At 38.6% G+C, this 14,015-nt stretch carries 6 protein-coding genes; 4 read left to right on the top strand and 2 right to left on the bottom strand.

Going from position 1 to position 14,015, the window contains the following annotated elements; translation table 11 throughout:
• Nucleotides 1-236: 236 nt before the first annotated feature.
• From H5203_RS10015 to asd, 3 genes are all read left to right on the top strand, one after another.
• Nucleotides 237-3,035 carry a hypothetical protein gene (locus tag H5203_RS10015; protein WP_182819683.1) on the top strand — a complete coding sequence of 933 codons (2,799 nt, stop codon included), beginning with the start codon at nt 237-239 and terminating at the stop codon, nt 3,033-3,035.
• 78 nt (nt 3,036-3,113) lie between these two features.
• A complete protein-coding gene (locus H5203_RS10010; protein WP_182819682.1) occupies nt 3,114-5,747 on the top strand; it encodes a TonB-dependent receptor domain-containing protein in 2,634 nt (877 codons plus the stop codon).
• A 233-nt stretch (nt 5,748-5,980) separates the two neighbouring features.
• Nucleotides 5,981-7,123: an aspartate-semialdehyde dehydrogenase gene (gene asd / locus H5203_RS10005; protein WP_182819681.1), complete on the top strand. Its 1,143-nt coding sequence runs from the start codon at nt 5,981-5,983 to the stop codon at nt 7,121-7,123.
• A 115-nt stretch (nt 7,124-7,238) separates the two neighbouring features.
• On the opposite strand, the gene H5203_RS10000 is transcribed toward asd, so the two are convergent.
• Complete coding sequence (locus H5203_RS10000) at nt 7,239-8,984, bottom strand: PAS domain S-box protein (protein ID WP_182731234.1); 1,746 nt, start codon at nt 8,982-8,984, stop codon at nt 7,239-7,241.
• Nucleotides 8,985-9,548: 564 nt separating this feature from the next.
• Here H5203_RS10000 and H5203_RS09995 point away from each other — a divergent pair.
• Nucleotides 9,549-11,507 carry a methyl-accepting chemotaxis protein gene (locus H5203_RS09995; protein WP_145235555.1) on the top strand — a complete coding sequence of 653 codons (1,959 nt, stop codon included), beginning with the start codon at nt 9,549-9,551 and terminating at the stop codon, nt 11,505-11,507.
• A 124-nt stretch (nt 11,508-11,631) separates the two neighbouring features.
• On the opposite strand, the gene H5203_RS09990 is transcribed toward H5203_RS09995, so the two are convergent.
• Entirely contained in the window at nt 11,632-13,896 is a 2,265-nt protein-coding gene (locus H5203_RS09990; RefSeq protein WP_182757739.1) for a GGDEF domain-containing phosphodiesterase, read from the bottom strand.
• Between the last annotated feature and the right edge of the window lie 119 nt (nt 13,897-14,015).

Genomic DNA, 14,015 nt, shown 5'->3' with positions numbered 1-14,015 from the left:
AACCGCCTCAGGGCGGTTTTTTTCGTTCTAAATATTCCTAACAAATTGTTATTTAAATAAATTAGATTGTCACTTTATGTTTATTAAAGTGTAACTGTATTGTCATACAGCTCCCGTAAGGTAGTGTTCGTTGAAAAACTCAAGTGACCTTAAAGCATGTCTTGCGTGCTTTAACGTGACTTGGGTTTTTACTTAATGCGCTAATAAAATAATTAAATATCTTAATGGAGTGAACAATGAAATTATCTGGTTTATTTAAGGTCAGCCTAGTGGCTACTGCAATTACACTCGCTGGCTGTGGCGGTGGTGATATTAATATTAATGTTAAAGAAAATGTAACATCACCAACACCTACTAATCCAACAACGCCACCAGTGAATACTGATCTTCCAGGTGAATATAGTCAAAGTCTTTCTACTGAAATTTCAGCTGCCTTAGGTCGTGAAGTAAAGGTTCAAGTGCTTTCAGGTGAAATTACTAAAGATACGACATTAACCACGGATGCTTTTTGGGCACTTGATGGTGCAGTGTTTGTTGGTAAAGATAAAGCAGATAGCGCAACGCTTACAATTGAACCTGGAGCCGTTATTTTTGGTAATAATGGTTCAGACTACTTAGTTGTAAGTCGTGATTCTAAAATTGAAGCGACAGGTACCAAAAATGATCCAATCATCTTCACATCAAAACAAGATGTAATTGGCGAAACTACAGCCGCTGGCCAATGGGGGGGAATGGTTTTACTTGGAAATGGTATATCTAATAAATGCCCAGCTGAAGGTGATTGTGCTCTACAAGTTGAAGGTGTTGAAGCGGGTGCGGTATTTGGTGGTACTGACAATACTGATAGCTCTGGTACATTAAAATATGTTGTTGTTAAAAATGCCGGTTACGAGCTCTCAACGGGTAATGAGCTAAATGGTATTACTTTTGGTGCCGTAGGTTCAGGTACTACCGTTGATTACTTACAAGTACATAATAACTCTGATGATGGTGTTGAGTTTTTCGGCGGTGCAGTTAACTTAAAACATGTTGTTTTGACGAGCATCGACGATGACAGTATCGATTGGGATAACGGTTTCCAAGGCAAGATGCAGTTTGTTTATGTTGAGCAAGATAAAAACTCAACGGATGCTAACCGCGGTATTGAAGCCGATAACGACGGAAAAACGCCTTCAAAAGATCCTAAATCATTACCTATCATTTCTAACTTAACCATTATTGGTAATAACTTTAAAGGTGAAGATGAAGCTGAAGGCATCTACTTACGTGAAGGTACCGGATTGCATTTGTATAATACTGTGATCACCGGTTCTGATGAAATGGGTGAATGTTTAGAAATAGAAGGGATCGCGGTAGATAAGGACGGTAATGCATTATTTTCAGACAGCGAAACTGTTAATAATGCGAATGATGGCACTATTTTAATGCAAAATACCTTCATGTCTTGTACTAATGGCGAAAACTTCAAAAATCCTAAGGGTGCAGATGGTTCTACGTTACTAGAACTTGAAACTTGGTTTACTAATCAAACAGGCAACGTTATTAACGACAAACCTATGCTTGGTGTTAATGGCCAACCAATAGCAGGTTCACCTTTATTAGGTGCCGGCCAAGATGTTGCTAATACTGTTGATGCATTCTTTGATACCGTTGATTTTATTGGTGCTTTGAATGATTCTGATGATTGGCGTCAAGGTTGGGCATTTGGTTATGGTGGTGGTGAAGTGACTGCACCTGCTGCAGTTGCAGGTTGTCCTGCAGGTACGACTTCGATTTCACCAGCGGATAACGTAACGACAACATGTGAAATATCAGGCCGTATAACTTCTGACTTAACATTAACAGCAGGTAACTTATACGCTGTAGATGGCGCCGTTTTTGTTGGTAACGATAATGCTGACTCTGCAACTCTAACTGTTGAGCCTGGCGTTACTGTTTATGGTCGTAACGGTAAAGATTATATTGTCATTAGCCGTGGCTCTAAAATTGACGCCAACGGTACTAAAGATAAGCCGATTTCGTTTACCTCAAGACAAGATGTTGCTGGTCAAGCAACAGCTGCAGGTCAATGGGGCGGTTTAGTTCTATTAGGTAATGCACCATCTAATAAATGTCCAGAAACAGGCGAGTGTGCGCTACAAGTTGAAGGTGTTGAAGCGGGTGCAGTTTTTGGTGGTACTGATACAGCTGATAACTCTGGTACATTACGATATGTTCGCGTTATGAACGGTGGTTATCAATTATCTATTGGTAACGAAATCAACGGCATTACGTTTGGTGCTGTGGGTTCTGGTACTACTGTTGAGTATTTACAAGTGCATCAAAATGCTGATGACGGTGTTGAGTTCTTTGGTGGTAATGTTCAGGCTAAATACCTTGTGCTAACTAGTATTCAAGATGACAGCATCGATTGGGATAATGGTTTCCAAGGTAAGCTTCAGCACATCCTTGTTAAGCAAGCTGCAGATAACTCAGATGCTAACCGTGGTATAGAAGCCGATAATGACGGTAAAACACCATCTAAAATGCCTAAATCAAACCCAATGATTGCTAACTTAACCATTATTGGAAATACCTTTAAAGGTGAAGATGATGGTGAAGGTATGTACTTCCGTGAAGGAACGGGTGCGCAAATCTATAACACGATAGTAACAGGGCCAGTAGGCATGGGTGAGTGTTTAGAGGTTGAAGGTATTCCAGTAGATGAAAATGGTGCACCAATATTTACTGAAAGTGAAACTGTTAATAATGCAAAAGATGGCACCTTAATGATTAAGTCATCAGTTATCGCATGTTCTGAGAACTTTAAAGACCCAAGCGGTGTTGATTTCAGTGTAGAAAACTGGTGGACAGCAACGCTAGGTAACTTAGTAGCATCAGGTCAAACTGACGTAGTAAATGGTATCTATACTATTGATACAACAATTCCTACGGATGTAAGTGCAGTAGATGACTTCTTCGATAAGACATCACATATTGGTGCTGTATCGAGTGATAATGACTGGACAGCTGGCTGGACAGTAGGTCTGGAATAACACAGTAAGAATGGGTGCTAGCGCTTTACTAGCACCTTTTTAAACACTTTCTGTAACTTATTTCAGATAGAGGTAGACATGAAACAGTTTTCTAAAAAGTTTTGCTTATCCACACTTTCAGCAGCAATTTTATGTAGTTTAACCGTTTCAGCAGATGCTGCTGAAGCACAAGACGATGCTGTACTTGAAGAAGTTGTGGTTAGCGCAAGTCGCTTAAAAGGCACTGCAACAGCTGTGCTTGAAGAGCGAAAACAACAAGCATTTGTTGCTGATATTATGGGGGCTGAGCAAATTTCCCGTAGTGGTGATAGTGATGCAGCATCTGCGTTACGCCGTGTAACGGGTTTAACCTTAGTCGATGGTAAATTTATTTATGTACGCGGTTTAGGTGAGCGCTATTCCAGTACTCAGCTAAATGGTGCTGCTGTACCTAGTCCTGATCCGACTCGCTCAGTGATCCCGCTTGATTTATTTCCATCAGGAATTATTGAAAGTTTGTCTGTGCAAAAGTCTTATTCTCCTTCTATGCCAGCCTCTTTTGGTGGTGGTAATGTGGATATACGCTTAAAAAGCATTCCAGACCAATTTGTTTTTGATGTATCAGGTCAGCTTGGTTATAACACCAATAACTTTGATGATGGCATTGAGTACAATAGCGGCTCGAACGACTGGTATGGTGTTGATGATGGCACCCGTGAAATACCAGATTCAATCATGGATATTTATAACTCTGGGCAATCATTAGATGATCTCACACCAGAGCAAAGTCGTGCTTTAGCACTTGATTTAAACCGTGATTATGACCCGCAAGCAACAAGTGTAAACCCCAATACTAAGTTTACAGCAACACTGGGTAATAGTTTTGAGTCAGGTGATTGGCGTTACGGCTTTTTATCAGCGGTTAGCTATGATAACAAATACTTTGTTGGCGAAGAATACCAAGGCGAAGACTTCCGTTTAGGTGAGAACAGTGCTGCTATGGTGCGTGGTTACGACCAAATCACTGCCACTGAGCATAATGTAAAAATGTCTGGAATGGTTAACTTTGGTATTGAGTACAATAAAGCGCATCGTATCGATTTTAGTACCCTTATTCTGCGTGACACCGAAGATAAAATTCGTGATCGCCTAGGTATTGATGAAAATAATAACCAGTCAGATAACAAGCGTATACGCTCATATGATGTAAGTTATGAAGAAAGAGAGTTAATAGTTAACCAAATCAAAGGTATGCATACATTCGATTTTCTTAACTATGCAGGTTTTGATTGGAAATACTCAAACGGCCGCTCAAACCGTTATGCACCAGGAAATATGCAGACGCGGTTCATTGTAAATGATGCAAACGAAGATGGTAATTATGATTTAGTTAATGAAATCGCATTAACCAATGCCACAACGGCTGCTCGTTATACATTCCAAGATCTTAATGATGAAGTAGAAAACTACGGGTTTAATTTTACTTTTCCAATCATGTTAGATGGTGTGGATATAGAATTAAAATCAGGTGCTGATTATGTCTCTAAAGAACGCTCGGCTTCCAACCGTCGTTTTGACATAAACACTCGCGCATTTAAAGACCTTGATTTAAATGGCAATGAGTTGAATACGATTCTTTCTGATGATGCAATAGCTAACGCAGAACTAAATCTACCCATACTTAATGATACAACGTTTGCAGGTGATGATTACCGTTCAGCACAGAAAACAGATGCTTATTACTTTGAAGCTGATTTTTTCTTCAATAATAAATGGCGTGTGACAGGTGGCTTACGTTGGGAAGATTTCAGGCAAGTGTCAGTGCCACTTGACCCGTTTACTGGTGGCTTAGATCCTTCAATCGATTATGATGATTTAGGTAACTTAGCGTTTCAAGAAGATGATATTTACGGTGCGCTTGCATTTACTTATATTCAAGACGATCAAACACAATGGCGTTTAAGCTACGGTGAAACGGTTGTACGTCCTGATTTACGTGAGATATCTGAATCTACTTACATTGATCCGTTAACTGAATATCCTGTTGGCGGTACGCCTGGATTACGTACAACTCAAATCAAAAATTACGATTTTCGTTGGGAAAACTACTTTGATACCGGTGAAAACTTCTCTGTTGGTCTGTTTTATAAAGACATGATCGATCCAATTGAGTCGGTGCAATCTCCCTCTCAAGATGGACCGCCACTTGTACGTATTGCCAATGCTGAAGATGGCTATGTTGCCGGAGTTGAGTTTGATTATCTTAAAGATTTCGCTTTCTTAGGTGGTTTTTGGCAAGATGTATTTATGAGTGGTAATGTTACACTCAGTGATTCTGAGATAAGCTTAGACCGCCAAGCGATAGTCGATCAAACTGGAGTATCAGCGGCAATTACTAATACGAAGCGGCGTTTAACCGGTCACTCTAAATATGTTGTAAATATGCAGCTTGGTTACGATGCGCCATCAGGTGAGCATGCTGCAACGTTGGTTTATAACGTATTTGGTGAACGTATTATTATTCCTGGTATTGAAGGACAAGATGATTGGATGGAGCAACCTTTTCATTCAGTTGACTTAAATTATACTTATTACCCTGATTTTAACTCAAGCATTAAGTTTAAAGTGTTGAACATTTTAGGCCAAGAGCAAAAAATTGAAGCAGATGGGGTATTAACCCGCTCGAAAGAAAAAGGGACTGAATTTTCTGTAGAGTACAAATATCAGTTCTAATTTAAAATAGCCTAGGAAGGCGAATATAAAAACTTACAATAATTGCCCTACCTTTTGTAGGGCTTTTTTGTGTCGTTAAGATCTTAATTTCAGAATTATAAAAAAGGTATATGAAATAATTTTAAGTTAGCTGTTATTGACTAGTTTTGCAGGGTATAGGGTGCTAGATTGTTCGTTCTAAAAATTAAATCTCACGCAATGAATTTTAATTTTTAACGTATTAGGTATTTCTTATGACTCAAATAGTGGAACAAACAATGAAAAAAGTAGGATTGGTCGGATGGCGGGGCATGGTTGGCTCAGTGTTATTAGAGCGTATGCAACAAGAAAATGATTTTGCTCATATCGATACTACTTTTTTTACTACCTCGCAAACCGGTCAGCTTGGCCCTGATTTAGCGGGTCCTGCAAAACCATTACTTAATGCAATGGATTTTGAATCGCTGGCAAAAATGGATATTATTATCACCTGTCAAGGTGGTGACTACACTAAAGCTGTGTATCCACAATTACGTGAAGCAGGCTGGGACGGCTATTGGATTGATGCGGCATCAGCACTGCGTATGAGCGATGACAGTATTATTGTACTTGATCCGGTCAATAAAGATGTGATTGAACAAGGTCTTGAGCAAGGCGTAAAAACCTATGTGGGTGGTAACTGCACAGTGTCACTCATGTTATTAGCATTGGGTGGTTTATTTGAGCAAGACTTGATTGAGTGGGTAAGCCCAATGACTTATCAAGCTGCATCGGGTGCCGGTGCTCGCAATATGAAAGAGCTCATTGCGCAAATGGGCTCTATTCATGCAAGTGTGGCTGACAAGCTAGCTGATCCACAAGCCGCTATTTTAGAAATTGATAAACTAGTCACACAGCAAATAGCCTCAAGCGATTTACCGCAAGAGCAATTTGGTGTGCCGTTAGCAGGCAGTCTTATCCCATGGATTGATGTGCCAATGCCATCGGGTCAATCTAAAGAAGAATGGAAAGCGCAAGTTGAAGCGAACAAAATTTTAGGTTCATCTAAACAGCCTGTGCCTATTGACGGTTTATGTGTGCGCATTGGTGCAATGCGCTGTCATAGCCAAGCTATGACCATTAAACTACGTGAAGATATTAGCGTCGAGAAAATAGAACAGATTTTAGCCTCACACAATGAGTGGGTTAAAGTTATCCCTAATGAGCGTGATATCACTGCTACGGATTTAACCCCAGTTAAAGTAACTGGTACATTAAGTATTCCTGTAGGGCGTATTCGTAAGTTAGCAATGGGACCTAAATATATTAGTGCTTTTACTGTTGGCGATCAGTTATTATGGGGTGCTGCAGAGCCACTGCGTCGTATGCTACGCATTATTGTTGATAATAAACATTAGTTTATTAGCTGCCATTTATTACAGTTAATATGGAGGGCTGGCAATGTGCCAGCCCTTTTACTTTTAAACACACTTAGTTGCGCGTGAATAGCCAGCAAATATAGTACGATGTTAATTAACGATTAATGCGTTCAAGTGAGTCTGCTAATTGGTCAATTCGGGTCCGTGTTGCATCTACTAAATCACTGATCTGATCAGCTGATCCTGACGAACGACTTGCCAGCTCTCTAACTTCTGATGCGACTACGGCAAAACCTCGGCCAGCATCACCAGCACGAGCAGCTTCAATAGCGGCATTCAAAGCTAGTAGGTTAGTTTGTCCTGCAATACCAGAAATACTGCCAACAATGTCACCGATTTGATTACCCACTTTTAAGAGTTCTTGCATTGCCTGATGTGTTTCTTTTAGTGCAATTTGACGATCAGTAATATCTACACCAAACACTACGTAACGTGTTACTTGATCAGAAAAATCCTTCAATTCACAAACCTGTGCATCGAACGAACGTTGAACTTGTTGTTTATCTGTAAATTCAACGACCAAACTTAGTTGCTCGTCTTGATTGATAGTTGTGCTCTGCTGCTTTTGAAGTTGTTGCCATATGGTATTCGCTGCTACTTTTGCTGCCTCGTTACTGCCCACTTTTTCAAGGAACAGTTTATTCATATTCACGAGCTCACCTGTAGGCTGAAATTCAACAACCATTAACGACCCATTAATGAGGGCTAATCGATCAAGAGAGTCTTTGGCTGATTGTTTAGTTACAGTAATGTCAGCTTGCACAGAGACATAACGATGTACTTTTCCTTGTTCGTTAAATACAGGATTAATTGACATAGCAATCCAATATGGTTTGCCTTGTTTATTATAATTTAATATCTCTTCATAAAAGGGCTGCTTTTGGCTAAGCTTATTGCGAATATTTGCAATGGTTTGGGGATCGGTGTCATTGCCCTGCAAGAATTTACCAGGTATTTTCCCTTTCACTTCATCGAGTTGGTAACCTGTCATTGTTTGAAAACCATTATTTACATAAAGAATTTCACCTTGTTCATTGGTGATAACAACGGCGTTACTGGTCTCATTAGCCACTAGCGATAACATTTCAACTTCTTCGCGTTTCGATACTTCATCGGTGACATCTTTTACAAACGCAGTATATAAAATCTCATCGCCGACAACGACTTTAGCTAAAGTAATTAAGCCCCAGCGAATAGTCTTTTCGCGAGTATGAATTGGTAATTCTATTGGCTTACCAATTAGCCGATTAACCCCGGTATCACGGTTACGATTGACGTAACTATCGTGTTTGCTGCGGTGCTCTGGTGCTACCAACATTTTAATATTTTGACCGATCATTTCCTCACGGCTATAGCCCCATATTTTCTCAGCCGCGGGATTAGCAAAAATGATCAAGTTTTGACTGTCGATAGTTATTACACCATCGTGAGCTTGCTCTAGAACTTGTTCAGTCATTGAGCGCTCATCACGCTCTTTACTGCAATCGCGGGCAAACGCTGTGTAGTAAAGCTTTTTGCCCATTTTTACTTGAGATAAAGTTATATTGATCCAGGTTGTTGAACCATCTTTACGCTCTATTTGCAGTTCAACGGCAGAGCCAACAATCCGATCTTCGTTAGTTGCACGGTGGCGATTTACATAACTATCATGGTTTTTTTGATGAACTTTTGGTACTAGCATACGAACATTTTTACCAAGTACTTCTTCAGCTTTATATCCCCAGAGTGTCTCGGCAGCATGGTTGATGTATACAACGTCATTATTATCATTAATGGTTATAACTGCGATTACAGTTTGGTCCATTGAACGTTTAGACAAATCATTATTTTTGAAAAACATGAAAAACCTTTTCATTTTAGTGTATTAACACACCAGTTTGCAGATGCTATTAGGCGTATTCAGGCTGTTTATTAGCAGTGTGTATTCGCTTTCTAAGAGCGATGAAATATTAGATAAGAGAAAGAGAAGTTAAGTAGCAGGGTTAGCCATATAACGAGCTTAATTCATTTGAAAATAAAATTAGTTATAAAATACATTACTCAGATAGTAGATACATCCTAAACAAGCTTTACAAACATTAGTCTGAGTTATTTAGCGTAACTCCTACCCGTCGAACGTTCTGAATGAACTATTGGATCAGTCGCAGCTATAATTATTTTCAGCAATAGGGTGACATCAAGAGGACAAGAGGATGAAATTCTAAACACTCATTGAATTATAGACCCTTGATTGATATATAGCTAACTTTCTCGAAAACGCAGTAATTAAACTCGTCATTAGCATTGTTTTTATTGTTGTCTTTACCTCGCTTTAGTTTTGTTACGGTTTAATTAGCTTGATAGTTTCTTGCTTAATACTCAACAGCTTACTATATTTATGAGAGTATTTATTTGGCCTTCTGTTATGAATATATCAAAAAAGTTAAAACTATCTTTTGCCTCAGCTATCGCCTTACCTCTTTTTATTATTGCGGCGCTAGTGATCACGCAGACAAGAGACCAAGCGCTTGATAACTTTGCGCAAATGAGCGAAAGAGAAGCACGGCAAATAGATAATGGTATTGCTATGTTTTTTTCTGAAATAGAAAAAAATGTTGATTATCTAGCTTCACATCAAATGGTCTTAGCTGCTAAACAAGATGTCAAAGCTCATGTTGACACAAATAATCCAGTGATGCTGAAACATCTCCAAGGCAGCAGTGTTGAGCGTGCCGCATTTCAACAGTTTGATCACTTCGGCCAAACTCACCCTGGGCTTGCTTATATTTATATGGGTAATGAACAAGGTGGTTATATTCAGTGGCCAGCGGGAGAAGTTAATGCTAATTATGACCCACGATCTCGACCTTGGTATTTAACAGGTAAATCTGCAAGTGGTAAAACGGTTCGCACTAGTGCTTATTATTGGGCAGCTGACGATATGGTTATTGTCTCTACCGTAAAAGCAATAAAAGATAATGGACAAATTATCGGTGTACAGGGAATGGATGTTTCTTTGCAAGGACTGACAGAAATTATTGCTAATATTAAGCTGGGTGAAACCGGTTACTTAATGTTGATTGAAGATACGGGAAATGTACTTGTTGATGTTAAAAATGAAAACTTTCGTTTTAAACGTCTGGCAGATATTGCGGATGGTAAATACAAACAGTTAGCTGCAAATACACAAGGTCAGTTTGAAATTGTCATCAATAACAAAGATTTTATTGCCAATATATATACTTCAGCTAAGTTGGGCTGGAAATTTATTGGTTTAGTTGAAAAGTCAGAGGTGATGAGCGCTGCAAACACCATGACATTGACAATTATAATTATTAGTACGGTGCTAATTATTGTATTCATTTTAATCGCAAGTTACATTTCAAAAGTAATTTCTTCGCCTATAGTTGAAGTCAGTGATGGTCTGACTGAAATTGCACAAGGTGGTGGTGATCTAACTCGACGACTCACAATTAAGACAAAAGATGAAACGGCTAAGCTGGCCAATAGTTTTAACCTATTCTTAAACTTGATTGCTGATTTAGTAAGACAGATCAACGAATGTGCACTAAATGTGAGCGGTACGTCAGAGCAAACGTCTACACAAGCATCGCAATTAACTTGTTCTACCTCACAACAACAGCAAGCACTGGAAATGGCGGCAACCGCAATTAATCAAATGGCTGCGACAGCCAACGAAGTAGCTTCAAGTTGTGCTAATGCGGCAGATCTGGCTATGCAAACGCAACAGGCATCAGAGATAGGTCAAACAGTGATCACAGAGACCGTTCAAAGCGTGGTTGTTTTGAGCGAAGTTATAAGTAAAGCAACGGATGATATATCGCAACTTGACACTGAAAGTGAAAATATCATGTCGATTTTAGGCGTTATAAGAGGTATTGCTGAGCAAACTAATTTGCTTGCTTTAAATGCTGCAATAGAAGCTGCTCGAGCGGGTGATCATGGTCGTGGTTTTGCTGTCGTTGCAGATGAAGTGCGTGCACTGTCGCAACGTACGTCTGAATCCACAGAAGAGATTGCTACGCAATTAGATAAACTACGTAGCATGTCTGGTCAAGTCACTACTGAAATGAAACGCAGTTTAGACAGCACTAATAAAACGGTTGAACTATCCCATGCTGCACAGCAACAATTTACGGAAATAACAGCGTCTATTGTTAATATTAGTGACTTAAATACGCAGATAGCAACCGCTGCAGAAGAGCAGCAGCATGTCGCTGAAGATATAAATCGCAATGTTATAGAAATTAAAAATGCGGCTGATGATGTTAGCGATATTGCCGCTAATACCAGTAATAATGGAGATAAATTAAAAGCCTTATCGCACGTTCTTACTGATTTAGTTGGTAAATTTAAAGTGTAATAATAACAGCGTCTAAAATAAGAATAATCAACATATAGCCATTCTTTGACAATTGAACTCATTATTTTGCAATGCTAATGAGTGTTGTCTGCTTTATAATAGTGATTTTATTCTATGTGCTGCATTAATTTTCTGGTATTTTTTTGGGGTTGAAATTCAAACCTTGTTGTTTTATGTGCTCGTTATAGTGGGAGGCAGATAATGGTTTTGAGAAATAAAAGCCTTGAAATTCTTTACACCCCATATTTGCCATAATTTCGACTTGTTGTTGTGTTTCAACTCCCTCAGATACGCATTTTATTCCAAGTTCATCACACATGACGTGAATTGCTTTTACTAAGCTCTTCTGCCTTGTTGAGCTTGTAACTTGGCTTATTAGCGAGCGATCAAGTTTTAGCTTATTTATAGGATATTCGGCTAAGCGCGCAATATTTGAATAGCCTACGCCAAAGTCATCTACGGAAATTGTGAATCCCCATGATTGTAGGTTTTGCATCAACGCCAATGAATATTCTTGGTTCGCTTCTAATGATGTTTCGGTCAGTTCTAATTCAATTTGACTTGGTTTGACATTAAAGTCCGCTAAGTATTTTACTAATTTTGACATGAAATCGCTTTGGCCAAAATCAAGCAATGATATATTTATTGCAACAGGCACTAGTGGGATTTCATCTTTGCTCCAAGTTGCAATTTGAGCACATACCTTTTGAATTATTAAATCTGTTAGCCGACTGATCATACGGTATTCCTCTGCGATCGGAATAAACACCGCGGGTGATACAACACCAAGAGTTTGACTGTTCCAGCGTGCCAATGCTTCAAGTCCAATGCACTTGCCGTCATGTGTTACTTTAGGTTGATAGTGTAACTCTAACTCGCCGTTATGAAGTGCTTCGTCCAATAACATTGATATTTCGTGTTTTTCTAAAAATTCTTGTGAGCGTTTTTCATCATAACCATTAATAGGGCGATGATTATCAGCAAGTTTTAATGCCTCAATTGCATTGTTTAATACATTAGCACTGCTTTTTCCTTGTCTTGGAAAGTTGGAAAAACCAAATAAAAATGACTGTTGGTATTTTTCGCCCCGGATTATATAAGGTTCATCAACCACATGTTTAATCTCGTTTAAGAGCTTATGTTCTATTTCGTTAGTAGTGCTTGTAGTTATTATAAATGCTAATTTATTATTACCTACATGAGCGCACAGAACGAGGGCTTCATTAGAGTCTTTTAAGCGCTTATAAGCAGATACTAAGTGTGCTTTTGCATCTGCTTTACTGTATTTGAGATTTAAATATTCATTATTCGCACTCTGGGTGACCACAATATAGAAATCGCCTTGGTACTTTGCTACAAATCTTTCACACTGAAGCTCAAACCATTCTCTATTGGGGAGGTGTGTTTGACCATCGCTGTAACGTAAACGTTTGTTTTCTTGCTCCATTGCTAATAAGTTTTGTTTTATTTGATGTTGTTCAGTGCAGTCATCAAAGCGCAGCACACAGTAATTAGAGTTAGTAACTTGCTGGCAATGTACAGTTTTATAGGTATTTTTATATTTAAATACTTGGTCCTTATGTTGGTTAGCTACAATTACTAGATTAGGTAATAATTTATCGAGTTTAACGGTGCTGTTTTTAACTGTTGCTTTGAAACCAAATAACGTTTTCGCTTGGCTGTTAAAATCTATAACGGTGTTATCACTATCGATAATTATTTTTGCAATACTTGATTCAGTAAAAAACGTTCTATAAAGCTCTTTTTTTGCTGCTAGATGACTATTTGATTCTGCCATGGTTTGATTTAAGCGTTTTGCAGCAACAATGGTTCGCGCAACTGCGAGCGGAATACAGATATTAAAGAATAAAAATAATAGCCCTGATATATACCAGTCTGAATTTGGTAGTTGTGTATTTATAGAAGTCAGAGATGAAATATCAACGTTGTTTATTATAAAGTAAAAAGGCACGATATTTAAAATTGCATAACCTAGCGCGGTCCTCACACCTAACAGCATCAATGCAATAATAGGGCATGCATACATATACATAGAGCCTACCTTTGCAAGGTTGATGTCTGTTAAAAATACATTCATTGAGATTGTTGCGGCAACAATACTTAATAGCAGGGCATGTGCACATAAAGTAAAGTATTTACGGCTAGCAATTAGTAAGGTGGCCATTGTCACAGAAAAGCTTGCAGCAAGCACAATAATATATATTAAGTTGAACTCAATTGCGGCGTTTAAAGTATGGCAAAATACTGAGAAACATAAAATTACACCAGCGGTTAAAATAATGCGTAGTGCACTGATACGCCAGTTAGGTACTAGAACGTTTGAATTAACGTGATCTGATAGTAAAAAGTAGCGACTTAAGTAATGCATTATAGTTGGTGTAGATTTATCATTTTTTTATTAGACCATTGATAAATAGCTAAAAGCAATAATTTATTAGTTTTTAAATCCTTTACTAAGAATAAATGCTTGGTTTAGGGGGGAAGGAA

It is taken from the genome of Pseudoalteromonas sp. SG41-1 (assembly GCF_014164575.1).
GTDB lineage: Bacteria > Pseudomonadota > Gammaproteobacteria > Enterobacterales > Alteromonadaceae > Pseudoalteromonas > Pseudoalteromonas rhizosphaerae.
Note: the sequence above shows the minus strand (reverse complement) of the source record. Positions and strands in the feature narration are given on the sequence as shown.

What these genes read in the sequence shown, in the direction of transcription:
- H5203_RS10015 (WP_182819683.1), top strand. Translation starts at nt 237, where the DNA reads ATGAAATTATCTGGTTTATTTAAGGTCAGCCTAGTGGCTACTGCAATT.
- H5203_RS10010 (WP_182819682.1), top strand. Translation starts at nt 3,114, where the DNA reads ATGAAACAGTTTTCTAAAAAGTTTTGCTTATCCACACTTTCAGCAGCA.
- asd (WP_182819681.1), top strand. Translation starts at nt 5,981, where the DNA reads ATGACTCAAATAGTGGAACAAACAATGAAAAAAGTAGGATTGGTCGGA.
- H5203_RS10000 (WP_182731234.1), bottom strand. Translation starts at nt 8,984, where the DNA reads ATGTTTTTCAAAAATAATGATTTGTCTAAACGTTCAATGGACCAAACT.
- H5203_RS09995 (WP_145235555.1), top strand. Translation starts at nt 9,549, where the DNA reads ATGAATATATCAAAAAAGTTAAAACTATCTTTTGCCTCAGCTATCGCC.
- H5203_RS09990 (WP_182757739.1), bottom strand. Translation starts at nt 13,896, where the DNA reads ATGCATTACTTAAGTCGCTACTTTTTACTATCAGATCACGTTAATTCA.